The 25,114-nt window shown below is 38.3% G+C and carries 18 protein-coding genes; 16 read left to right on the top strand and 2 right to left on the bottom strand.

Translation table 11 applies throughout. The annotated features are described in order from the left end of the window. Positions 1-113: 113 nt before the first annotated feature. Together pyrE and rph are read right to left on the bottom strand one after the other, a co-directional pair. On the bottom strand, positions 114-779 hold the full coding sequence (gene pyrE / locus F580_RS0120675) for an orotate phosphoribosyltransferase (protein ID WP_019029671.1): 666 nt from the start codon (positions 777-779) through the stop codon (positions 114-116). Positions 780-826: 47 nt separating this feature from the next. After that, positions 827-1,540 carry a ribonuclease PH gene (gene rph, locus F580_RS0120670; RefSeq protein ID WP_019029670.1) on the bottom strand — a complete coding sequence of 238 codons (714 nt, stop codon included), beginning with the start codon at positions 1,538-1,540 and terminating at the stop codon, positions 827-829. Between the two features lie 144 nt (positions 1,541-1,684). Here rph and F580_RS0120665 point away from each other — a divergent pair, with 144 nt between their 5' ends. The 16 genes from F580_RS0120665 (at position 1,685) to hsdR (ending at position 25,041) form a co-directional block, all read left to right on the top strand. Continuing rightward, on the top strand, positions 1,685-2,236 hold the full coding sequence (locus tag F580_RS0120665) for a thioredoxin family protein (protein ID WP_019029669.1): 552 nt from the start codon (positions 1,685-1,687) through the stop codon (positions 2,234-2,236). A gap of 5 nt (positions 2,237-2,241) precedes the next feature. Next, positions 2,242-3,012 carry a gluconate 2-dehydrogenase subunit 3 family protein gene (locus tag F580_RS0120660; protein ID WP_019029668.1) on the top strand — a complete coding sequence of 257 codons (771 nt, stop codon included), beginning with the start codon at positions 2,242-2,244 and terminating at the stop codon, positions 3,010-3,012. 109 nt (positions 3,013-3,121) lie between these two features. Next, the gene (locus tag F580_RS0120655) at positions 3,122-4,837 is read left to right on the top strand and encodes a GMC family oxidoreductase (protein WP_019029667.1); all 1,716 of its coding nucleotides are present in this window, start codon (positions 3,122-3,124) and stop codon (positions 4,835-4,837) included. 414 nt (positions 4,838-5,251) lie between these two features. After that, the gene (locus tag F580_RS0120650) at positions 5,252-6,115 is read left to right on the top strand and encodes a YicC/YloC family endoribonuclease (protein WP_019029666.1); all 864 of its coding nucleotides are present in this window, start codon (positions 5,252-5,254) and stop codon (positions 6,113-6,115) included. Between the two features lie 181 nt (positions 6,116-6,296). Continuing rightward, a complete protein-coding gene (locus tag F580_RS0120645; protein ID WP_019029665.1) occupies positions 6,297-7,556 on the top strand; it encodes a tyrosine-type recombinase/integrase in 1,260 nt (419 codons plus the stop codon). A gap of 48 nt (positions 7,557-7,604) precedes the next feature. Beyond that, positions 7,605-8,375 (top strand): hypothetical protein, encoded by a 771-nt coding sequence (locus F580_RS0120640; RefSeq protein ID WP_019029664.1) that lies wholly within the window; start codon positions 7,605-7,607, stop codon positions 8,373-8,375. Positions 8,376-8,483: 108 nt separating this feature from the next. Further along, positions 8,484-8,702 carry a helix-turn-helix transcriptional regulator gene (locus tag F580_RS25115; RefSeq protein WP_019029663.1) on the top strand — a complete coding sequence of 73 codons (219 nt, stop codon included), beginning with the start codon at positions 8,484-8,486 and terminating at the stop codon, positions 8,700-8,702. A gap of 434 nt (positions 8,703-9,136) precedes the next feature. Continuing rightward, positions 9,137-9,919 carry a YagK/YfjJ domain-containing protein gene (locus F580_RS25110; RefSeq protein ID WP_019029661.1) on the top strand — a complete coding sequence of 261 codons (783 nt, stop codon included), beginning with the start codon at positions 9,137-9,139 and terminating at the stop codon, positions 9,917-9,919. Between the two features lie 1,373 nt (positions 9,920-11,292). Beyond that, positions 11,293-13,431 (top strand): transcriptional regulator NosR, encoded by a 2,139-nt coding sequence (gene nosR / locus F580_RS0120620; RefSeq protein WP_245560660.1) that lies wholly within the window; start codon positions 11,293-11,295, stop codon positions 13,429-13,431. 38 nt (positions 13,432-13,469) lie between these two features. Continuing rightward, positions 13,470-15,359, top strand: a complete 1,890-nt coding sequence (nosZ, locus tag F580_RS0120615) for a TAT-dependent nitrous-oxide reductase (RefSeq protein ID WP_019029658.1) — start codon at positions 13,470-13,472, stop codon at positions 15,357-15,359. 198 nt (positions 15,360-15,557) lie between these two features. Further along, positions 15,558-16,958: a nitrous oxide reductase family maturation protein NosD gene (locus tag F580_RS0120610; RefSeq protein ID WP_019029657.1), complete on the top strand. Its 1,401-nt coding sequence runs from the start codon at positions 15,558-15,560 to the stop codon at positions 16,956-16,958. 12 nt (positions 16,959-16,970) lie between these two features. After that, complete coding sequence (locus F580_RS0120605; protein WP_019029656.1) at positions 16,971-17,939, top strand: ABC transporter ATP-binding protein; 969 nt, start codon at positions 16,971-16,973, stop codon at positions 17,937-17,939. Beyond that, positions 17,936-18,754, top strand: a complete 819-nt coding sequence (locus F580_RS0120600; protein WP_019029655.1) for an ABC transporter permease — start codon at positions 17,936-17,938, stop codon at positions 18,752-18,754. Before F580_RS0120605 ends, F580_RS0120600 begins: the two co-directional genes overlap by 4 nt. Beyond that, entirely contained in the window at positions 18,754-19,263 is a 510-nt protein-coding gene (locus tag F580_RS0120595; RefSeq protein ID WP_019029654.1) for a nitrous oxide reductase accessory protein NosL, read from the top strand. Before F580_RS0120600 ends, F580_RS0120595 begins: the two co-directional genes overlap by 1 nt. 1,340 nt (positions 19,264-20,603) lie before the next feature. Continuing rightward, positions 20,604-21,521, top strand: coding sequence for a restriction endonuclease (locus F580_RS0120590; RefSeq protein WP_019029653.1), 918 nt, complete (start codon positions 20,604-20,606; stop codon positions 21,519-21,521). A gap of 13 nt (positions 21,522-21,534) precedes the next feature. Then, positions 21,535-25,041, top strand: coding sequence for a type I restriction-modification system endonuclease (hsdR, locus tag F580_RS0120585; protein ID WP_019029652.1), 3,507 nt, complete (start codon positions 21,535-21,537; stop codon positions 25,039-25,041). Positions 25,042-25,114 lie beyond the last annotated feature (73 nt).

Raw genomic sequence — 25,114 nt, 5'->3', positions numbered from 1 at the left:
TATAGAGCTTTATTCTACGCAAAAAAAAACGCCTTTGAAACCTATGCTTCAAAGGCGTTAATATTTAAAATACCTTAACTAGGTTATATACTAGTAAGGTTTTAAATCGAAGGCTAGATACCGTAATCTAAACGATATTTTTTAATGCTCGCTAAGTTTTCGGCTAATGCTGAATTCTCAGCACCTTGCTCGGCTAACTTTTCTTCTAGGAAAGTCACCACATCACCTAAAGTAACAATCGACGCAACTTGCGTACCAAAATCACGTTCAACTTCTTGAATCGCTGATAACTCACCTTGGCCTTTTTCTTGACGATCAAGCGCAATCAACACACCTGAAAGCTGTGCGCCGTGTGCTTTAATGATTTCCATTGATTCACGAATGGCAGTACCGGCAGTGATAACATCATCAACTAGCATGATTTTACCCTCAAGATCAGCGCCTACTAATGAGCCACCTTCACCGTGAGTTTTTGCTTCTTTACGGTTAAAGCAATAAGGCACATCTAAATTATGGTGATCGTACAGAGCAACGGTTGTGGTCGTTGCAATGGGAATACCTTTATAAGCGGGACCAAAAATCAAATCAAAATCAATTTTTGCGTCCATTAAGCTCGCCGCATAAAAACGTCCTAAACGCGCTAAATCGCCACCGGTTTTAAACATACCGGCATTAAAAAAATACGGGCTAACTCGGCCAGACTTTAAGGTGAACTCACCAAAACGTAATACCTGCTTTTCGATAGCAAATTCAATAAACTCGCGTTGATAATCTTTCATAGTTATTTTCCTGTTACTTATCTGAACATAGCTTAACTGAATATAGCTTAGCTTAACGCTGCTTTTTGTATTTCAAATAATTCATTGATACCACTTTTAGCTAATTCAAGCATGGCTTGCATTTCTTCAAAGCTAAACGGTGCTTCTTCAGCAGTACCTTGTACTTCAATCAGTTTACCGGTATCAGTCATTACCACGTTCATATCAGTATCTGCCGCTGAATCTTCTGGGTAATCTAAATCAGCTACCACTTCGCCTTTATAAATACCAACTGACACTGCTGCAATCATATGCTTGAGTGGGTTAGTTTTAATAATATCTTTAGCACGCATGTAGTTAAGAGCATCCACTAGCGCAACACAAGCGCCGGTAATAGCCGCAGTACGCGTACCACCATCAGCTTGGATAACATCACAATCAACCGAGATAGTATTTTCACCTAAGGCTTTTAAATCAACTGCCGCGCGTAATGCACGAGCAATTAAGCGAGAAATTTCTAAAGTACGGCCACTTTGCTTGCCCGAAGCTGCTTCACGACGCATACGTTTATGAGTCGAGCGAGGCAACATACCGTATTCAGCCGTAATCCAACCTTTACCTTGGCCTTTTAAAAAGCGTGGCACACCGACTTCAACAGAAGCAGTACAAATTACTTTAGTATCGCCAAACTCAATAAGTACTGAGCCTTCAGCATGAGTAGTAAAGTGACGGGTAATTGTTACTGGGCGAATTTGCCCTAATGTTCTGCCGCTTGGACGCATAGAGTGTTCCTTTAAGGTAAAGATATAGTAAAAATGGATAAATTAATTGTCGCTATTATAATGCTTATCAGACTTTTTTGAAATATAGTTCACCAACACAAGGTCATGTAATTGACCTAGTAACAAATATTATCAGAGTGAATCATGAAAATTTTTAGCATATTGCTTATCAGCTTAAGCTTATTTTTAACAAACATTACCGCGGCGAATAGTGCCTCGACCACAAGCACAGCTGACTTGCCGACTTATAGTACCTCCTATGATGAGCAACGCGACCCATTTAAAGATGCCACTGCAGCCCTTACTTTAGCTAAAGCAACAAATCGCCAAGTACTGATCGAAATAGGTGGGGATTGGTGTACTTGGTGCCATAAAATGGACAACTTTCTAGCTAAAAATCCTGAGGTATATCATGCACTGCATAGCCAATATGTATTATTAAAAGTGAATGTCAGTGACAGTAATGAAAATAATGATTTTATGAAATCATTACCGCCAGTATTAGGTTATCCGCATATGTATGTTTCAACGGCGCAAGGAAAAATGATTTTATCCAAAGATACTGCGGAGCTTCTGGACGACAATAATTATTCCAAAGTCCAATGGTTAAGCTTTCTCACTCAGTGGTCGGTAGAAAATAGCACAGCCCGTGCTAAGGCCACGTCTCAAATCAACGACCAACAATCTGGGGAATAATCAGCTTGGCTACTGTCACTTCTTTTTTTGATAAAAGTTATCAAACGCCTGAATTTATCAAAGATAAACAAAGACAAGCAAAGCAACAAGATCGCCGCCACTTTCTTAAGGCTGCCGCAGGTATGGGTGCATTAGCCAGTTTATCAACGTTCCGTGTTTCCGCTAAGGCGCAAGTTTCCTTGAATGAGTTACTTAAGACCTTAGTTAAAACAGATCCTTGGCTGACACTTGATGCCACACTTAATCAATTATTACCCCGCTCCGCGACAGGACCCAGTGCCAATGAAATTAGCGCAACGGCCTATTTACATCAAATAATGACCGTACAACCGACCGAACAAGACGAAAAAGACTTTATCCTCAAAGGTGTTGGTTGGTTAAATAGTTATGCCAACAGCGAAAAATCAGCCAATTTCTCCCAATTAAGTTTTGCCGATAAAGAACAGTTACTGCGTGGCATTAGCCAATCAACAGCCGGACAAAATTGGCTCAATACCTTACTGGGTTATATCTTTGAAGCCATGCTTGCTCCGCCAAGTTATGGTGGCAATCCCAACGGCATAGGTTATCAGTGGCTAGAACATCAAGCAGGTTTTCCGCTGCCCGAAAAAGGTCAACGCTATTTTGAATTACCTAAAAGAGCGCGTATTAATTTACTCGGCCAAGTGACTGACACCAATACCGCCAAAGAGCAGGTAAAACCAGCAATAGACAGTGACCACAAACGCCTAGCAAGCCGCCGTAAAAGAGCCCAGCAAGGAACCCGCAAAGCATGACTGTTTCGATAAATGATGATATTTGCTTCACTTGTAATGATGATAGTGGCCGCCGCTACAGAGTTATTTACAACAACGCCTTTACCCCTCCTCAATCTAGGAGTTTTCAATGACTTATGATATTTGTATAGTCGGTAGTGGTGCTGGCGCTTCGCCTATTGCCCATCAATTATCACTAGCGGGGGCGAAAGTATTAGTGCTAGAAAAAGGCCCTTGGTTAACCGAAAAAGAATTCTTCAAAGATGAGCTAACCATTAGTATCCATGATGCTTACAATCCTAAATTGACTGACGAACAGCATGTCATTGAAGAAGAGTACCTTGATGAAAATGACAAACCTTTTTGGCAAGGTGAAAAAACCAGTGATTCTGGCTGGAGTTGGTGGAATGGTAACGTAGTTGGCGGCTCATCAAACTTTATGAGTGGTTACTTTCATCGATTAAAACCGATAGATTTTCGTTTGAAATCTGAGTTTGGTAGTATTTCTGGTGCTAACGTCGCCGATTGGCCGATTAGCTACGATGAACTTGAGCCTTATTATGCCAAAGTAGAGCGTGAAGTTGGCGTATCAGGCCGCGTGGTTGAACATCCACACCAAGAGCCGCGTTCAACCGACTTCCCCTACCCGCCTATTGCCGAATTACCTATGTCGTCATGGATAGATAAAGCCGCAAAAAAAATTGGTTATCATGCTATCCCTGTGCCTAGGGCGATTTTATCTAAACCCGCCATGGGCAGACGCAGCTGTGAATATTCTGGCTATTGCAGCAGTTATGGTTGCTCTTCCGGTGCCAAAGGCAGTGGCCGAGCAGCGCTATTAAATCACGCCGTGGCCTCAGGTAATTGCACCATAGTCGCCAATGCTAAGGTCTATAAAATAGCGAGCGATAAAGATGGCAAGATTACTGGCGTACATTATTACGATAACAATGGTCGTAAAAAATCAGTCAATGCCAAAATCTACGTGGTTGCCTGTCAAGCGGTTGAGACCTCGCGTTTATTACTCGCCTCTACCGGTGAAAAATTCCCGCAAGGCTTAGCGAATAACAGTGGTCAGGTTGGAAAAAATTTACTGTTTAGTGGTGGTGGCACCGGCCAAGGTGATTTTAATTATGCGGATTTATCTGAGCAAAAAATTAACGAATTAAAACAAGTCGGCCCCTTTATTAATCGCGCCCTGCAAGACTGGTATCAAATCGCTGATAAGAACTTTACGGGTGCCAATAAAAAAGGCCAAGCCAAAGGTGGCACTATCGATTTCTTATTTCACCAAAACCCCATCGCCAGAGCACGTGGCACACAATGGGGCTTGGATGAAAACGGCGATGACAAATTGCTTTGGGGTGAAGAATTAAAACAAAGTATGAAGACTGAATTCACTTCCTACAAAACCCTACGTTTTGAAGTATTTAATGATTGGTTACCTACCGATGACTGCTTTGTCAGCCTAGATGAATCAGTAACCGACCAATGGGGCGATCCAGTAGCGAAAGTTCGCATTGGTTATCATGACCATGACCTTGAAGTGGGTGAGTATTTATCAAAAAAAGCGGAAAGACTACTCGACGCTTTAGGCGCTAAAAATATTTCCTCATCGGTCAGTGGTTATCCCTCAACTAACTTAATGGCCGGTGGTTGTCGTTTTGGTCATGATCCAAAAACGTCTGTGCTTAATAAAAACTGCCAAGCCCATGAAGTAGATAACTTATATGTTACCGATGGCTCATTTATGCCTACCGGTGGCAGTGTTCCCTACACCTTTACCATTTATGCCAACGCTTTTAGGGTTGCCGATAAAATAAAGGCCCACTGGCATAAAATCTAAACTAGTTAAATAATTATACCAACTCTATTAAAGTTATTCCCTACTCAGAGTTATGCTAGGGAGGTTAGAACAAATAAAATTTGTGTTGGTCTAGTCATTCTAAATCAAACAGATTTATGCAGTTATCACTTTTCTAGCAAGCCCTCAAAAGGGACACTTACCTAATAAGAAAGTAAAAGGCTTTTAAGCGGCGTTATTGATTTTGACAAGGATGCTACATGGATGTAGCCTCTTAGAGAATGCAGGAGCATATTCTCCTGAATTACCATTCTCGGCAATCAATGCCTTGCCTCAATGCCTTTTACTTCTCGCTGAGTGGGGAAATAGCTTAATAGACTTGGTATTTTAGCTCAGGCATAATCCACGCTGTTCATTCTTATAAAACAAACTTTTTGAGTAATAATAGGAAAGATTATGATCTACAGCATGACTGCTTTTGCTCGCGTTGAAATTAAAGGCGACTGGGGCAACGCCGTGTGGGAAATTCGCTCGGTTAACCAAAGATTTTTAGAAACATATTTTCGCTTACCGGAACAGTTCCGTGGCATAGAGCCGGTGTTACGTGAGCGTTTTCGTAAGCAGCTTAATCGCGGCAAAGTTGAATGTAACTTACGCTTTAATGCTAACGCGGCGAACAAGGGTGAATTAGCCCTAAATGAAAAACTCGCTTTGCAACTTATTGAGCATGCTAACTGGATTAATGGACACACGCTAAACAGCCAAGTTAACCCCATTGAAGTAATGCGTTGGCCTGGTGTGATGGAAGCTCCTGAAGCCGATATGAGTGCCATTCAAGCTGAATTATTGGCTGGTTTTGATCAAGCACTGAAAGACTTTATTGAAGCCCGCGCCAGCGAAGGTGCAAACCTTAAGGTGATGATTGAACAACGTCTTGATGCTATATCAGCCGAAGCCGATAAAGTACAAACCCATATGCCAGAGGTAATTGCTTGGCAGCGTAACCGCATCATTGAGAAATTCACCGATGCTAAAATTGATCTAGACTCAGGCCGCGTAGAGCAAGAGCTTGTTTTGTTAGCGCAAAAAATGGATGTTGCCGAAGAACTTGACCGCTTAAACAGCCACGTTAGCGAAACCAAAAAAATCTTGAAAAAGGGTGGCGCCCAAGGTCGTCGTTTAGATTTCATGATGCAAGAGTTTAACCGCGAAGCTAACACCCTAGGATCTAAATCTATCAATACTGACGTTACCGCTAGCGCAGTAGAATTAAAAGTATTAATTGAACAGATGCGCGAGCAGATTGCGAATATAGAATAGTGTTCGTGCGAGTTAATACCTGCTCATAAAGCCTTTAAAAATCATAACTTAATTATAATTTCTGTTTGCTCTTGTTCGTAATAGTTTGCTAAAGTACATATCCAAGTGGTTACTATAATGGTTACTAAACCAAAGTAGTAACCATTGCATATAAATTTAGTAACCACTTTAGGCTAGCATCATGAATGATAAGCAAATAAAGGCTTTTATACGGACAGGTGTAAAAACAAGAAAACCCGTTGGTGATGGTCTCTATATACGCGTACAAACTAAAGGGCTGGCGTACTGGGAAGTTCGCTACACCATTAATAGTAAACGCCGTTTCATGACTATAGAAGGTGGCCTGTACCCAACAATGCCATTAGTTGCAGCAAAAGCAGAAGCTGCAAAAATAAAACTGCTTGCCAAAACAGGTAAAGACCCCTTAGCTGAACGTAATAGACTGTGTAACGGCCAACCAAAAACAGTTAATGATTTATTTGAAATTTGGTATGCAAAATTAAGCAAAAGAATCAAAAGTCATGCTGCTAATAAACGACACTATCTCAATGAAATTAAGCCTCATATCGGTAACTTAGCTATTACACAAGTTGTTCCAATAGACATTCAAAACATTCTCGATAAAATCGTCTCCAGTAAACGCCCAACAGTCGCCAATAAAACATTAATATGCTGTAAACAGCTATTGAACGAAGCATGTAAGCTAGGGCTAATTACTTATAATCCAGCAAGTCCTTTTAAAGTAACTGATGCTGGCGGTGAAGAAAAAAGCAGAGACAGAGCACTTAGTGAACCAGAACTTACCATTACATTTAAAGTCCTACGCGATAATTCAGACATATTCACACGCGATAATTATTTAGCTCTAGCATTACTTGTTTCTCTTGGTGTACGTAAAGGCGAATTGATTGCCGCACAATGGCAAGAGTTCGATTTTGAAAAGCAAGATTGGAGCCTTCCTGCTGAGCGAAGCAAAACAGGCGTTGCGATAAATATCCCCCTACCTGACAGTACTATCCCTTGGTTTGAGGAGCTTCATATCAGGTCTTGTGGATCTGACTATGTGTTTCCATCTAGAAGAGCAAGTAAACGCAGAGGCTATATTTCTGATGATACCCTCAACCATGCACTAGCTAAAATACTTGGGAAAAAAGTTGATAGTAAAAAACAACCTTATGAAAATTTCCTTGGTAAGGCTGGTGTAGATGATTTTACCCCTCATGACATGCGCCGCACTTGTCGCACCTTGTTATCTGGACTAGGCATTACAAAGGATATTGCAAAAAAATGCCTTAATCACAAAGTAGAAGGGATTGATGGCACATATGATAGATATGATTATTTTGAACAGCGCCGCGAAGCGTTAACCAAACTATCTCACCTTATAGCTCCGTTAGTGAATGATGTATCGAACATTACCCCCTTAGCTAAGCAAGCATAAACCTTACAAAAAATTATAATTTAACTTAATCAAAAGTAACCAAATTCAATGAAAAAAGATAAATTCTTTAGAAACTGCCCCAAAGTAGAAAACAATAAAATTCATATTACTGATGTTGCCAAAATTCAAGAAGCTCAGAAGATTATTGATGATGACCACCTTATAGCTAATAGCGGTTTTGGCTCATTAGGTGCGGATTCACTGGAAAACATTCTCACTTCATTAAATGCAGTAGATAAACAACCTTTCCATAAAATGAAGTTAGATGAAATTTACTTGCATGAAACAAAAGAAATACATAGTAAAACACTTAATTTAATCTCAAGATTCAATGTATTAAGCAGCAAACTTGCTAGTGATACAGATGCTTTTATTCACTTAAGCCAATTATTAACAGATGCTCTTTTATTAGGTAATAAAATCGGAGTTTACAATGAAAGTGTCGAAAACATTCAGGCATTAAGGGACAACGAAACAATCAAAGAGTCTCAAAGTGCTGGCGGTGATAAGTCTAACGAGGGGCATAATAGAACTAAACTGCTAGTACTTAATATCAACAACAAAATGAAATCAGATAAACGCATTTATTCAGCACCAATACCCGATAAGGCACAAGCTACATTTAACTTGTTAGCCAAGTACAGACAAGAAAATTTAGCTACCAGTACTTTGCAAGAGTATTTCAGTGAAGCTATGGATAAAAAGTCTAAAGGTGGCAGGCCACCAAAGGGTAAACCATCACCGCAAGAACTTTCACAATGGATGGATGAAAACTTCTCAGCAGATGAAGTCAATAAACACTTTATAAACCCGAAATAACCTACCGTCTGCTAGCATAACCCCCTATTATGCTAGCATTGCCAAATATTCCCCCTTATTTATCAACGATATGCTTTCTCACACCAACTTAAACGAGAGCAATCAAATATGAATAACAAACTTTTAACGCCACCAACAGATCGTCTTATTAGAGAACCTGAGCGTAAAAGACTGACTTCCGTCTGCCGTACTGGCGCATGGGAGTTAGAGCAAAAAGGGCAATTTCCCAAACGCAGACGGTTACACCCCTCAGGATCGACAGTTTGTTGGCTTTTGAGTGAAATAAACTTGTGGATTAATGAAAGAGAAGTAGTTAATCCATCATGAATTCATCTTTTTCAGACCCTATTGAGCAATACATTGACGAAAACCGTCTTCTTGGTAAACCAGAAATTCAAAAGATACTCGATGTAAGTCGTTCTACACTAGCCCGTCGTATAAAAAAAAGGCAATTTCCGATGCCCGCAATTATAATAAACGGCCGTTCATTGTGGAAATTTAAAGATGTTCAATTGTGGTTTGATATACGTTAATCAGTAATCAACAGGCAGGTATAGCAACCTGCCTTTTTTATATCTGTTAGTGACGCACTTTGACACAGCTAGAGCATAAAAATAAGGCTTGAAAAATAACGAGACCCTTATTTTAACTGGTTATATATATCAAATAGTCAAATTTTTTCAGTGGACCTTTAATAATATAAGGCCAAATCTATAGTCCAATAAACCAATCTTCTTATTAATGAAATACCTTAATTTATAATGTTTAAAATAACAGATAATAATTCATCTCTTTTCACTTATCGAAATCACCTCTATAGTGTTTATAAACCTAAAAAGGGTACTCAAAATGCAGTCGCATTAAAACGTGTATTTCGATTGTTTGAAATAATGTTGTCTTATTACTCAAGAGTATTCTTAGTCAGGGTAGATCTACACCCACATACTTTCAGTGTTGATAATAAAGTTATGAGCTTATTTCTCAAAATGTTCATTGCTAAACTAGAGGTACAATATCAATGCAAGGTAGGTTACTTCTGTGCCAGAGAACAAAACAAATCTGAAAAGCAGCATTACCATTTAGTATTATTGCTAAGTGGCCATAAGGCTATGCTCCCTCATAATATACTTATTCAACTTCAAGCGGATTGGGCTCAACATTGCCAAGGTAGCGTTTACTTTGTTGATAAGCCTTATTACATGATACACAGAGGTGATAAAGCCTCAATCGATCCTGCAGCATACCGTATAAGCTACCTCACTAAAAACCACACTAAGGAGCATAATAAGCCAGCTAACAGTTATTTATGTAATGAGGGTAAGTTAAGAGCTAAATATAAGGGTGATTCAAACAATGAACACTTGCTCGTTGATCCTATGATTACTCACCGAGCCAAACAAAAAGAGCTTAAATCTGAAAGCAATATAGCGGCGTATCAAAAGCCAAAGTATTTCCAAGCTTCAAACATTAAGACTCAGCTCCAGTCCTGTAGATTACCAGCTTCGATTCACTTAAAAATTAACCATGTAACAGGACATGATTAAACGGTTTAACTATTACTTTATCGATTATTATTTATTCGTTGTTAACTGCGAAAATTCGCAGTTATAAGGGGGTTAAATTCGCAGTTACGCACTGACTTTTTAAGCAAAATTCGCAGTTTTCGCAGTGCTTTTCGCAGTGTAAATTTATTAAAACAAACAGTGTAAAATAATAAACAGTTAATTTTCAACCAATTACATATTTACAAATGAGCCTTTCCCTATAAAGTTAAAATCAAGCCTAGTCGTTTTAGAACCGTTAACGATCGGTAAAATACACCGTCAAATTTTATTGACATATCGAATGAATTTTAGTCAAAAGCCACTTTGGGAATTGTTCTGATGTTATCAGTGGAAAATAACATGCGACTGTTCGACACAATTACATCGAGTATGACCCTTAATTACATTCAGTTTAGCCACTAAGTAAATGACAAGCATTTGATAAAACAGTCGTTAAATTAATTAGAGTTAAAGATCACTTAGTGCGCATTGTTGACGTTAGCTACTGGTTGATATTTAGGTCAACTGATAGCCAATTCCTGACATTAAATCTTGAGTTAATAACGGCCGTTCAGTGAGCCTAAAGAGGTCGTTTTCACTTAAAAACAACATCCATTCACAACTAAAATTATGCCTAAAACTTTTGCATGGAGTTAGATCTCAAATCCCCAAAGCGGACATTGGAAACATTAAAGTTCCAAACGAATTTAGAGCCTTAATTCTAAGGCGAAAACAGCCCCTTTCCGCCACAGAAAATTCATTTTCTCGATCTATATTATTTATCCAAGGATATTTATTCTATTGAATAACAGGTGTTTCACACTAAAAAATTAACCTATCAATAAATAAAGGTTATTTTAAACAATCGACACATTATTCAACTTTCCGCACAACAATAACACATTGTTTTTATTGTTAATTTTTATATTTTTATATTTTTATGGGTTTCAAAATAAACACATCTAATTATATAGCCTAATTCAGCACGTCAATACATTTTACAAGAGTAAGATTGCATAAATGAGATGTTAGTCTATATTCGACTTAGCTTATTATGTTTTATCTCACCTAATCATTCTTCATGTTTTAATAGGATTTTTTTATCTTAGCATCAATAGCTAACAATACACTGAAAGTCACTCACAATTAAGGTATCGAGAATAGCTATAAAACCGTCTGTAATGTTGTAAGTTAACTATTCACATAGCCTAATAAAAAATACATAATTCGGTGTTCGTGAAATGAAATACATAGATTAAAACTATTACTTTAATCTGAATTTGTTGTAATTGTTCTCAGGTTGTAAAGCGGATACGGATACATTGATTGTTTACTAGTGTTTAATTGATAAAAATAAAAATAAGGTTTACTGTTTGAAGTTATTTAATTTAATCCAGTATTTTTCAAAAAACACATTCACCTCACTAGCTTCAATACTAGTGTTATTTCTATGTGTTGTGGTACCTGCCCAGGCATTGTTTGTTAGCCCACCTAAAGATCCCATGCCGATCATCAAACAAATATTTCCAACGGCAACCAACATTAGCGAAAAACAAGGTGAGCCTTTAGTTTGGACTATTCATGAAGGTGAAAAAATAATTGGTTATGCCTTTGAAACGAATGATGTAGCAAAAATCCCTGCCTATTCAGGCGAGCCAGTAAATATACTAGTCGCGATTAACCCTGAAGGGATTTACCTAGGTGCTAAAGTACTTGAGCATCACGAGCCTATTATTCTTGCTGGTATTCCTGAGAATAAACTGCACAACTTTACCAGCCAATATGATGGTTTATTGGTAAGTGACCGATTAAAAATTGGTGGTAACAACAAAGATGGCGTGATTCATATTGATGGCTTATCCGGGGCAACAGTGACAGTAATGGTTATGAATGTTGCTATTACCAAATCTGCAACAAAAGTAGCGCGTTCATTAGGAATTATTAAAGCAAGCCAAGCAATTATTCAACCTATGTCTACTATTTACCCTGATGTTTATCAGCAACAAAATTGGCAAACATTAGTAGGTGACGGTTCAATACGCTTATTATCTTTAAACAGAAAAACCATAGATGAGGCGTTTGTTGGCACCGAAGCTGAACATATTAATGAAGCATCACCTCAACAAAAACAAGCAATGTTTGCTGATATTTACTTTGCTCAAGTAAATATTCCTACCATCGGACGTAACTTACTTGGTGATTCTGAGTATAACTGGTTAATCAGCACCTTAAAACCGGATGAACATGCCATTATTTTATTAGGTAATGGGTATTCATATAAAGGTTCGGGTTATGTGCGAGGTGGCATCTTTGACCGTATTCAAATATTGCAAAACGAAGATGCTTTTGCTTTTCGTGATCTTGACCATAATAGGATAACGGATTTGTATATCGAGGGAGCCCCTCGTTTTAAAGAAATGTCGTTATTTATTGTCAGAGCACAGCATAAGTTTAACCCCGGTGTCGATTGGGAACTGGAATTATTGGTTCGTCGTCAAATAGGCGCTATTGATAGCGTCTTTACTAGCTTCAAAGGCAGTTACACTACTTTAGACGCTTATGTTAATCGCCCACCCGTCATTTTACCCGAGCCAGAATTAACCCTCACTCAAGAAGTATGGCAAGAACATCATGTCAAAGTGGTCATATTGCTTATTTTGATGGTTTTGTTACTAGCAACATTGTTTTTTCAGGATGTGTTAGTTAAACACCCTACCTTCTTGCACAATTTTCGTCATTGTTTTTTAGTGGTCACTGTTGTTCTTATTGGCTGGGAATGGGGAGGCCAGTTATCCGTCGTCAATGTATTCACTTTCCTTAAAGCCTTTATGTCTGATTTTTCTTGGGATCTGTTCTTACTCGACCCCGTTATTTTTATTCTTTGGTGTGCGGCTGCCGTAACTATATTATTGTGGGGTAGAGCTGTTTATTGTGGCTGGTTATGCCCGTTCGGCGCTTTACAGGAATTGTTAAACGTTTTTGCTCGCTATATTAAACTTCCTCAAATTGAACCCCCGTTTGCCGTGCATGAACGTTTATGGGCAATTAAGTATTTAATTTTACTTGGCCTTTTTGGCATGTCACTAGACTCACTTGCCTTAGCGGAACAATTTGCTGAGATAGAGCCGTTTAAAACCACGTTTTTACTCAAATTTGATCGCCAATGGCCTTTTGTCGCTTGGGCATTATTATTGCTTTTTATTAACTTATTTAACCGTAAATTCTTTTGTCGTTACTTATGCCCATTAGGCGCAGCCTTATCAACCAGTAACAATATTCGCTTGTTTAGTTGGCTAAAACGCCGTCCAGAATGTGGTCAGCCATGTAAAACCTGTGCAAAAGAATGTGAAATTCAAGCGATACATCCAGACGGTACCATTAACATGCGTGAGTGCCATTATTGTTTAGATTGCCAAATTACATATTTTAATGACGAAAAATGTCCACCATTGAAAAAATTAGCCCGGAAGAAAAATCGATTTAAAGAAATTGAAATAGTGAATGTTGGCTAAATACCTTTACTACTAAAAATAACAAATGGAGAAGAGTGATGAATGAAGATGATAAAAGCTCTAATAGCGTAGAGTTACAGGATGAAGGAAGACGTAAATTTTTCGGTAAAACAGCGTTATTAGGAGCTGGCGCTGTTGTCGCTCCAATGACTGCTGCGATGTTTTCATCCATGGCACAAGCTCAAAGAAATAAAATTGAGAATAGCCCTCATGTTGGTCCTGGCGATTTAGATGAATATTATGGTTTTTGGAGTGGCGGTCAATCAGGTGAAGTACGTATTCTAGGTGTCCCATCGATGCGTGAATTAATGCGTATTCCCGTTTTTAATATGGACAGTGCCACAGGCTGGGGCTTAACCAATGAAAGTAAACGCATAAAAGGTGAAAGTGCTCACATACATACTGGTGATACTCATCATCCACACATGAGCATGACCGATGGTCGATATAATGGTAAATATGTATTCATCAACGATAAAGCTAATACCCGTGTCGCCCGTATTCGTTGTGACATCATGAAAACGGATAAAATTTTAACCGTGCCAAATGCACATGCTATTCACGGTTTACGCGTACAAAAAGTGCCATATACAAAATATGTTATTTGTAATGGTGAGTACGAAATTCCAATGAATAACGATGGCAAAGCGAGCTTAGAAGATGTTAGCACTTATCGTTCTTTGTTTAATGTCATTGATGCAGAAAAAATGGAAGTGGCATTCCAAGTCATGGTGGATGGCAATTTGGATAATACCGATGCCGATTATGACGGTAAATATTTTGCCTCTACTTGTTATAACTCAGAAATGGGCATGACTTTAGGTGAGATGATCACAGCAGAGCGCGATCATGTGGTGGTTTTTTCATTAGCGCGTTGTGAAGCAGCAGTGAAAGCGGGTAATTTTAAAACCTATAATGGTAATGATGTCCCGGTATTAGATGGACGTAAAGGTTCCGCTTTAACTCGATACATCCCAGTACCTAAATCACCGCATGGACTAAATACGTCTCCTAATGGTGAGTATTTTATGGCTGCCGGTAAATTATCACCCACTGTTTCAATCATTTCTATTAAGAAATTAGATGACTTATTTAATGATAAAATCAAACCACGTGATGCCATTATAGCAGAGCCTGAAGTAGGTCTAGGGCCATTACATACTGCGTTTGATAATAAAGGCAATGCATATACCACGTTGTTCTTAGATAGTCAGATTGCTAAGTGGAATGTGCAAGATGCCATTGATGCACACAACGGGAAAAAAGTTAACTATATTCGTCAAAAATTAGATGTACATTACCAACCTGGGCATAATCATACTTCACTAGGTGAAACGCGTGACGCCGATGGTAAATGGTTAGTTTCTTTGTCTAAGTTCTCGAAAGATCGCTTTTTACCTGTTGGCCCTTTACGGCCTGAAAATGATCAGTTAATTGATATTTCAGGTGATGAAATGAAATTGGTTCATGATGGTCCTGCCTTTGCTGAACCGCATGATTGTATTATGGTACATCGTAGTACAATGAAACCCTTTAAATTATGGCCACGTGACGACCCATTTTTTGCTGAAACAATTGCAATGGCGAAAAAAGATGGCGTTGATGTTTATATTGACAACAAGGTTATTCGTGACGGTAAAAAAGTACGTGTTTACATGACATCTATTGCCCCTATATTCGGTATCACTGAGTTTAAAGTGAAACTCGGTGATGAAGTCACCGTTGTTGTCACTAATCTTGACCAAGTTGAAGATGTCACACATGGTTTTTGTATGACTAACCATGGTGTACAAATGGAAATTGGCCCACAAGCAACGGCATCGATTACCTTTATTGCCGATAAACCCGGCGTGCAATGGTATTACTGTAATTGGTTCTGCCATGCACTACATATGGAAATGCGCGGCAGAATGTTGGTTCAAGCCTAGCTACCCATAGAGAGTATTAGTGGAGAAATATTGATAAGAAGATACCTATTATCTTCTTATCAACCCCGTTGATACTTGATACTTGATGCTTACTTGCCGATAAACCTTAACTCATAACCCAGATTAAAAGCATAACCTTTACTTTGTATGATGCTTTTTAGTACTTTCAGAAATTGGAAAAACACCCTATTGATAACAGTGAAAAATAGCTTAAACCTTATAGTTTTATACATTTACTTAACGACATGTTTTTTATCCGTTAGTCTACAGGCAAAAACAATTGAGGTTTCACCGCAAGATAATTTACAACAGCAGCTTGACAGCAGCGCTGATGGCGATGTTGTCTTTTTAGCGGCGGGAGAATACATCGGAAATTTTGTTATTGAACGTCAAATTACCTTAACCGCCACCAAAGCCAAAGATATTGCACCTGTAGTGATTAACGCTCAAGGAAAAGGTCATGCTTTGTTATTAAAAAACTCAAATATCACCATAGAAAATCTCACCATTATTAATTGGGGGCGAGATTTAACCGACCAAGATTCAGGCATTTATTCCGATCAAAAAGCTAGCCATATCGTCATTAAAAACAACCAACTTCAAGGTGATGGTTTTGGTATTTGGCTGCAAAAAGCCGAACGTATTAAGGTATTAAATAATACGATCGAAGGTAATGCCGCGTTACGTTCAGTAGACCGTGGCAATGGTATTCAACTTTCTATTGTTAAGCATGCTGAGATACGAGGTAATACAATATTTCATACCCGCGATGGGCTTTACATTATTTCCAGCCAAGAAAATACTATTGATAATAATACCATGCACACCCTGCGTTACGGTGTTCACTATATGTACTCTCACAATAATAAAGTCATCAACAACACCGCTTATAATACGCGAGCGAGTTATGCATTGATGAGCTCTCGTGATTTGTTAGTGGCAGGAAATCGCAGCGAGAACAGTGAAGATTATGGCTTTTTGATGAACTTTATCACCTCGTCAGAAATCAAAAATAATATCATTAAAAATGTTTGGACCAAACCGGAAAACAAAGTACTGGGGCGCGATGGTAAAGGGTTGTTCGTTTATAACTCAGCTTATAATACCATCAGTGGTAATGTCATTGACACCGCCGAAATAGGCATTCATTTAACGGCGGGCTCTGAAAACACCAAAGTGTTTGGCAATAGTTTTATTAACAATCGGACCCAAGTAAAATATGTTTCCAATAAAAAACAAGAATGGAGCGTTGACGGTAAAGGTAATTACTGGAGTAATTATTTAGGTTGGGACATGAATAACGACAATATAGGCGATGTGATTTTTGAGCCAAATGACGGGATTGATAATCTTGTTTGGCAATACCCAGAAATGAAAATGTTAATGGACAGCCCTGCGGTATTAATTTTACGCTGGGTACAACGCCAGTTTCCGGTATTAAAATCGCCAGGGGTTAAAGATAGCTTTCCTTTAATGGTTTCCCCCCACGCAAGTGATTTACTTATTCAATCAACACAGAGCCGTTCACCATTTTCGGCTGCTAAAACTGCCACCAATGCAAACGATAGTAACGCTGTTTCAGCAATAGTAAGGCATTAAGAGTATTATTTTATGACCCTAAACTTGACTCACTCACCGCTTGTATTATTAAAAAATGTTGGCAAGAACTATGGAAAATCACCCGTTTTACAAGGGATAGATCTGCAATTAGACCAAGGAGAGGTATTAGGACTCTTTGGCCATAATGGAGCAGGTAAAACCACGATGATGAAATTGATTCTCGGTGTAATATCACCCAGTCATGGCGATATTGAAGTGATGGGTGTTGCCCCTGATTCAAAAGAAGCATGGCATATGCGTGCGAAAATAGGTTTTTTACCTGAAAATGTGAGTTTTTATGAGCAATTAACCGGGTTCGAAGTTATTACTTATTTGTCAAAACTAAAAGGCTTCGATAAAAAGCATGCCATCGCATTACTTGAACAGGTAGGTGTTGCACATGCGATGAAACGCCAAGTTAAAACTTACTCTAAAGGGATGCGGCAACGGTTAGGCTTAGCACAAGCCTTTATTGGTCACCCACAGTTGCTCTTACTTGATGAACCCACTGTGGGTCTAGACCCTATTGCAACCGCTGACTTTTATAAGACAGTTGATCAATTAAAAAACCAAGGTACTAGCGTTATTTTATGCTCTCACGTGCTGCCTGGCGTTGAAAAACACATTGATCGTGCAATGATCATCTCTTCTGGCAAGGTGATCGCTACAGGGACTTTAGAAGTATTAAGAAAATCTGCGGATTTACCTGTCTCGATTAAAGCGTATGGGTTAAATGGCGCATTAAGAGAAGATGGTCATCTGCTCAAATATTTTAATAATACAAAATCTGATGATATTTTATTAGTGCCAGAACAAGAAAAATTAGCAACGTTACGTCATTTATTGAATTACCCTAATTTACAAAATATCGAAATGAATTCGGCAAATTTAGAGCAATTATATCAATATTTCTTATCAAAAGAATACCAGGTCAATACTAATGAGAATACTGTAATTGAAAATTTAGAAGGCCAATCATGAATCAAATTTTTACCGTAGCAAGTAAAGAGTTTTACGACGGGTTGAGAAACCGTTGGTTAGTTTCTATTACCGTTATTTTTACGGTTTTATCGTTAGGGTTAACTTATTTCGGCTCAGCCTCGGCAGGGGAGTTAGGCATTACATCACTGTCGACTACCATTGCTAGTTTAGCCAGTTTAGCTGTTTTTTTAATACCACTGATTGCACTTTTAGTCAGCTACGATAGCTTTATTGGCGAACAAGAAAATGGCACATTATTATTGTTATTAACCTACCCATTAAGTAAAACGCAGTTATTACTCGGTAAATTTATTGGTCAAGGTGGTATTATTTCAGTTGCTATTTTACTAGGGTTTGGCGCTTCAGCTTGCCTGTTATATGTCAATATGGGCTCAATTGAGGTGTTATCTACTTTTGGGGTTTTTATTGGTAGTGCCATTTTATTAGGACTAAGTTTTACTGCTATCGCGTATATCATTAGTTTATCAGTGAGTGAAAAATCAAAAGCTGCAGGGTTTGCTTTAATCGTTTGGTTCTTGTTTGCTTTAGTGTTCGACCTAGCGCTACTGGCCCTATTAGTGGGCATTGAAGATGGTATTAGTCAGCAAGGTTTAACACAATTAATGATGCTCAATCCTGCAGATATTTTCAGGTTAGTGAATCTTGCCGGGTTAGATCGTGGGGATGTCAATGGTGTTTTGGCCATCGCAATTAATGCTAGTTTAACGCAATTTCAATTATTTTCATTATTACTGCTTTGGGTATTGTTACCTTTAACTACTGCAATTATTATCTTTAGGAGAAAATCCCTCTAATGAAAATATGGAAACTTATTTTTTTAATATTATTTGTTCATTTGTTTTTAACTGCTTGTTCAGAGCCAGATACAAAACAAAAAGTTGTACAAAACGCAGTTGCCATTGAATCAGCAGATGAATGTCACCTATGCGGCATGCTAATAACAAACTTTAGTGGTCCCAAAGGTGAGTTATATCGTAAACAACTTAGCCAAGAACAAAGCGATACTGTGCATAAATTTTGTTCTACTCGAGACATGTTTAGTTTTTATCTCGACCCAGAAAACAAACGTAACGTCACCACAATGTTAGTGCATGATATGAGTAAATCACCATGGGAGACCCCGAATGATAATTACTTTATCGATGCTAAAGTGGCATGGTTTGTTATCGGTTCAGAAAAAACCGGTGCTATGGGTAAAACTTTAGCGAGTTTTAGTAAAAAAATAGACGCACAGACTTTTGCTAAAGAATTTAATGGTCAAGTCATTAGTTTTGACCAAATAGACTTAGCGGTATTAATGTAATTATTGGTACATGTCTAGTTAGACTTTTAATCGCTATGTAAAGTTTGGTAGGCTAATTATACCTTTAAGTAATATCACTTCCTAATGATAATAAAACACCGAAGGAGCATATACATACGACGATTGCCCCAGCCAACTCAAGAACACGTCAAAGTAATAATTAAAAGCAGTAAATTAAGGCAAAAGCTTTAAGGCGGTATATACCCCATTATAAAAATTTCAATACCTAAAATCATGTTAATCGAATGTCCGTTTTTGGTGTTTTTAACCAAATTAGAATTTTTGACTTTACAGATTCCTGATTAAATTTAGAACAATTTAAATATCTAACGCAGGGCTGATTTAGTCGGATCCCTTGTCGCTAGATAAGCCAAGGCTAATGTCCGCTATCGTATCTAAACTGACCCTTAGCTGAGGTGGATTTGGTTCATAAAAACGTCCGCAATGTGGTACAAGCTGCCATTAAAGAAGCAAGGGCTAAAGTCATCTTTCGAATAAAATTAAAGATTTATTATTAATTAATCAGTGGTCACCTACCAGTTATTGGGTGGTCAAAGTAAATGTTCTTTACTGGCAGTGTAAAATATTAATCACTGGTATAAGTGATGTAATTGATTGGCAAATCTCATGTAATTATCCAACCAGTTAGGGGATAGAAATACATTTGTGTCATGCTATTTGAAAGCATTGTTAATAGCCAAATGTCCCTAACTTGAAATAGCCATACCATTGGCTGTTATTTAATCACCATACTCTGCGAAAATTCGCAGTTATAAAAAATTAAATTCGCAGTTATGCACTGATTTTTAATCAAAATTCGCAGTTTTCGCAGTGCTTTTCGCAGTAAAAATTGATGGAGATAAGTAGCCTAAAAAAATAAACACCCACTTTTCAACTTCTTATGATTTTACAAATGAGCCTTTCTTTAAAAAATTAAAATTCTGGGTCATCATTATCCATTCTTCAACGATCGGTAAAATCCATTACCTTTACTTTTGAAATACTGAGTGAATTTTGAACAATAACGTACTGGTAAAGTTCAAAATTGACCAGCACTTAAGAGAAGAAGTCATACTTATGCTTTGCCAATTTAGGGCATTACTAATAGCTCAATCAAAATAATTTCATTCGAGAAATACTTAGAAATAAGTACTAAAATCCGTATTTAAAAAATGGAAAGAAAAAGAGAAGAAAACAAATAGTGACAACCCAAAAATAAGCTTTTTTGTTAAGCTCCTTTATTTATTGTAATATCACTACAGACTAAAAAAAGTCAAAAATAATAATGGATTAGCTATTTAACCTGAAGGTTAATAATGCAAATCAATAAAAGGATTTATATGTCTGTACCAAATTATCAATCATTTATGACACCATTGCTGCGCGAACTAGCTGATGGTTGTGTTGTTAGGCTAAAAGACATTGATACTAAGGTTTATAATCAATTAGGTTTAACGCCTGAGCAACTTCATCTGCGAATTCCAAGTGGCAAGCAAACCTATGCTTATCATCGTTTAAGCTGGGCTAAGACGTATTTAGTACAAGCAGGGTTAATAGAACAACCTAAACGTGCTTACTGCAACATTACTGATATAGGTACACAAGCCTTAGCTTCAGGAAAAGAGATTAATAATAAATATCTCAGCCAATTCAGCGATTTCATTGCCTTTAAAATGAGAAGTAATAAAGGCGAAACTGAAGTACTGCAGGTCGATTTAGCTAATTCAAGTAATGAACAAACCCCGCAAGAAACACTCGAAACAGCGTTTGAAACAATAAATTCTGCTTTAACTGCTGATATTCTCGATACCATATTGAAAGCATCACCAGAGTTTTTTGAAAACTTAGTGGTCGATTTAATGGTCGCTATGGGCTACGGCGGTTCACGAAAAGATGCCGGCCAGGCAACACAATATAGCCAAGACGGTGGTATTGACGGCATTATTAAAGAAGATAAATTAGGTCTCGAGATGATCTATCTTCAAGCAAAACGCTATACCAATAAAACCGTAGGGCGGCCAGACTTGCAAGCATTCGCTGGCGCACTTGATATGCACAGGGCTAAAAAAGGTGTATTTATAACCACCAGTCGTTTTAGTAAAGAAGCAATAGAGTTTGCTGGCATGATTGAAAAGCGAATTGTGTTAATTGATGGCGAAATGCTCACTGAACTTATGCTCGAATACAACCTTGGTGTCAGCATTAAGCAAGTATTTGAAATTAAAACGCTTGATACAGACTATTTTTCTGAAGAATAAGAAAGGACATCTAATGACTAGTACAGGCAGTAACTTCGAGTTTTTAAAACAGCATGACCCTGTTTATTTTCAGCTGGCGAGTACAGCAGAACAGGTGTTTGCTAGCGATCCCAACACCACACTGATGAAATTACGTCAGCTAGGTGAAGCGCTGGCGCAAGATATTGCTGCCCGTTCTGGAGTTGAGTTCGACGATGCGACAAGTCAGCACGAGTTACTGTATAGAATAAATCGTGCAATAAGTCTTGAACCAATAATTAAACAATTATTTTATACACTACGAGTTGAAGGCAACATAGCCAATCATCAGTTTGTAACTAAACATAAAGAAGCATTAGACGGTTTAAAATTGGCACGTGAACTAGCAATCTGGTTCCATCGTTCTTTTGCTAATCTCAAGCAGGCTTTTAAGCCTGGACCATTCATTTTACCAGAAGACCCTAGCCATCAACTTCGCCTGCTACAAACTCAAATTCAAACATTACAAAACCAGTTACTTGAGAACAATGAACAAATAGAAAATGACCAAAAGCTAACGAGTTTATTAGCGCAAGAAAAAGAAGAGTATGCCGTTCTTGCTGAGCAAATGGATGTTGAAGCTCGAACATTAGCGCAACAAGCTAAATTACATGAACAAACTATCATTGAGCAACAGCAAGCGTTTGAGCAGCGGCTTAAAGAACTACAATTACAACTCAAAGAAAAAGATAAAGAAGTTACAGCAGCCCGAAAACAGGTTGGTAAACGCACTAAAAAAGCCAGTAGTAATTTTGAACTTAATGAAGAACTCACGCGAATTATCATCGACCAACAACTAATCGATGTTGGTTGGCAAGCAGATACCCAATTATTAACTTACGCCAGCGGTACTCGTCCTGAAAAAGGTAAAAACATTGCTATCGCCGAATGGCCTACATTGCATCAAGGTAAAAAAGGTCGCGCAGACTATGTATTATTTTGTGGATTAACTGCCATTGCAGTAGTTGAAGCTAAAAAAGAAAACACCAATGTTGCTGGAAAAATACCACAAGCCGAACGATATTCTAAAGGTTTTAATGTTCATTCACCTATAACAGGAGCATGGATTACTGAAGGCAGAACCGTTGCCTGGGCAGACGAATCAGACAGCCATTATCATATACCCTTTGTTTATTCCTCTAATGGCCGTAATTTCAATAAAAATATCAAAGAACTCTCTGGTACTTGGTTTCGTGATGTACGTAAAGCAAGTAATGCCGCTAGGCCATTAGAAAGCTTTCATTCACCTGATGGCTTAATTGATAAGCTAACACGCAGCAAAGAAGCGGCAGAACAACTACTTCAGCAAGAAGGTTTTAGCTATTTAGGTTTACGTGACTATCAAGAAAAAGCAATTCAGGCGGTGGAGACAGCATTAGAACATGGTAAAACCAGCTGTTTACTGGCGATGGCAACTGGCACAGGTAAAACCCGTACCATTATCGGTTTAATGTATCGTTTTCTAAAGGCCGAGCGCTTTAAGCGAATATTATTTTTGGTTGATAGAACAGCCTTAGGAAGCCAAGCGAGTGACGCCTTTGACGAAGCGCAACTTGAACAAAATAAAACACTATCTTCAATTTACAATATTGCGCAATTAGGCGACATGGCAACTGAAGCAGAAACGCGAATTAAAGTGGCAACGGTACAGGCCATGGTTAATCGTATCTTTATCTCTGATTCACCGCCGCCATTAGATGAGTTCGATTGTATTATTGTTGATGAAGCTCACCGTGGTTACGCGTTAGACAAAGAGATGACTGAAGGTGAAGTAGCTAACCGAGATGCTAGCCAGTATTTATCTTCTTATCGACGAGTATTAGATTATTTTGACGCTGTGAAAATTGGTTTAACCGCAACGCCAGCAAAACACACCAGTGATATATTTGGCAAACCCGTTTATACCTATACTTATCGTGAGGCTGTTGCAGCCGACTGGTTAACCGACCATGAACCGCCAATAAAATATGAAACCTTATTGAGTAAAAATGGTATTACCTTTGATAAAGGGGAAACGGTTTCGGTTATCAACACCCAAACAGGTGAAGTTGAAACAGCTGAGCTGGAAGACGAAGTTAAATTTAATATCGAATCATTTAATAGTCGCGTGATCACCGAAGAGTTTAACAATGTTATCTGCGAACAATTGGTTAAAGAATTAGACCCCTTTAGCGACGAAAAAACCTTAATATTTTGCACCAGAGATTTACATGCAGATATGGTTAAAACCGCGCTCGACAAAGCTTTTATAGCTTTGTATCAAGATGATTATAATCAAGCCGCAGTCGCTAAAATAACAGGTGAAAGCGATAAAGTTAATCAGCTTATTCGCAAATATAAAAACGAACGCTACCCAAACATCGCCATCACCGTTGACTTGTTAACAACAGGTATCGATGTTCCTAAAATATGTCACCTAGTCTTTTTACGCCGAGTGAAATCTCGTATTTTATACGAGCAAATGATGGGCCGTGCGACTAGGCGTTGCGATGAAATTGGAAAAACGGCATTTAAAATATACGACCCCGTAGATCTCTATAGTGCTTTAGAAGATGTAAACACCATGAAGCCTATCAGTAAAGACCCAAATATCACCATAGAACAGTTGATGGAAGAACTCACAGATCCACAACACCTTGAGCAAGCGCTTGATACACCAGGTGAACAAGAGGCAACGTCCCATGCTGACGATGTATTAAATCACCTAAGCCAGAAAGTAATGCGTGTAATGCGCAAAGCGACTAAAAAAGCAGAAACGAAACCTGAGCTTAAAGATAAATTGAGTCAATTAGAGGCTAGTTGGGGAGTGGCTCCAGACAAACTGCACCAACATCTTCATCAATTGGGACCAAAAGACGCAGCAGTATTTTTAATTAAACATAGCAGTTTATTAGATCAACTGGCTCAAGTACGCCATATTGCCGGTTCAGACCAGATGCCAATCATTTACCAAGGGAAAGACGAGTTTCTTGGACGTGAGCAGACCTATGGTATTCATGAAAAACCTGCAGACTATTTAGACAGTTTTAATGACTTTATTCTAAATAACATTAACAAGTCTGCCGCACTTTCTGTGGTAGTTAATAGACCGAAAGATTTAACCCGAGAGCAACTCAAAGAAGTGAAATTGCTACTTGATGACGCCGGTTTCAGTGCCACTCACTTACAAACTGCTTGGCGAAATAATAGTAATCAAGACATCGCTGCCAGTATTATCGGCTATATCAGGCAAGCAGCTTTAAAAGAAGCCTTAATCCCATTTGAGCAACGGGTACAAATGGCAATGTCACGGATCTATAGTGAGCATAGCTGGAATCCAAATCAACGAAAATGGCTTGAACGTTTAGCTAAACAGCTGGTGCACGAAGCAGTTATTGATCGAGATTTTGTTAACCAACGTTTCGCTGACCAAGGTGGAGCCAAACGCTTTAATAGCGTGTTAGAAGATCAGCTTGATACTGTACTCAATGAAATGAGTAGCTACATATGGGAAGTAGCCTAATGCGAAGAATAAGTGCTGTTTTATAACGGATATAGGAAACAGCACTTATCTATACATAACGTCACTATATGTA

Source organism: Colwellia piezophila ATCC BAA-637 (assembly GCF_000378625.1).
Lineage (GTDB): Bacteria > Pseudomonadota > Gammaproteobacteria > Enterobacterales > Alteromonadaceae > Colwellia > Colwellia piezophila.
The sequence above is the reverse complement of the archived record's forward strand: the minus strand, read 5'-3'. Positions and strand labels throughout refer to the sequence as shown.

Bases quoted from the DNA above. Each gene is read 5' to 3' on its own strand.
- pyrE (WP_019029671.1), bottom strand. From the start codon at position 779: ATGAAAGATTATCAACGCGAGTTTATTGAATTTGCTATCGAAAAGCAG.
- rph (WP_019029670.1), bottom strand. From the start codon at position 1,540: ATGCGTCCAAGCGGCAGAACATTAGGGCAAATTCGCCCAGTAACAATT.
- F580_RS0120665 (WP_019029669.1), top strand. From the start codon at position 1,685: ATGAAAATTTTTAGCATATTGCTTATCAGCTTAAGCTTATTTTTAACA.
- F580_RS0120655 (WP_019029667.1), top strand. From the start codon at position 3,122: ATGACTTATGATATTTGTATAGTCGGTAGTGGTGCTGGCGCTTCGCCT.
- F580_RS0120650 (WP_019029666.1), top strand. From the start codon at position 5,252: ATGATCTACAGCATGACTGCTTTTGCTCGCGTTGAAATTAAAGGCGAC.
- F580_RS0120645 (WP_019029665.1), top strand. From the start codon at position 6,297: ATGAATGATAAGCAAATAAAGGCTTTTATACGGACAGGTGTAAAAACA.
- F580_RS0120640 (WP_019029664.1), top strand. From the start codon at position 7,605: ATGAAAAAAGATAAATTCTTTAGAAACTGCCCCAAAGTAGAAAACAAT.
- F580_RS25115 (WP_019029663.1), top strand. From the start codon at position 8,484: ATGAATAACAAACTTTTAACGCCACCAACAGATCGTCTTATTAGAGAA.
- F580_RS25110 (WP_019029661.1), top strand. From the start codon at position 9,137: ATGTTTAAAATAACAGATAATAATTCATCTCTTTTCACTTATCGAAAT.
- nosZ (WP_019029658.1), top strand. From the start codon at position 13,470: ATGAATGAAGATGATAAAAGCTCTAATAGCGTAGAGTTACAGGATGAA.
- F580_RS0120605 (WP_019029656.1), top strand. From the start codon at position 16,971: ATGACCCTAAACTTGACTCACTCACCGCTTGTATTATTAAAAAATGTT.
- F580_RS0120600 (WP_019029655.1), top strand. From the start codon at position 17,936: ATGAATCAAATTTTTACCGTAGCAAGTAAAGAGTTTTACGACGGGTTG.
- F580_RS0120595 (WP_019029654.1), top strand. From the start codon at position 18,754: ATGAAAATATGGAAACTTATTTTTTTAATATTATTTGTTCATTTGTTT.
- F580_RS0120590 (WP_019029653.1), top strand. From the start codon at position 20,604: ATGTCTGTACCAAATTATCAATCATTTATGACACCATTGCTGCGCGAA.
- hsdR (WP_019029652.1), top strand. From the start codon at position 21,535: ATGACTAGTACAGGCAGTAACTTCGAGTTTTTAAAACAGCATGACCCT.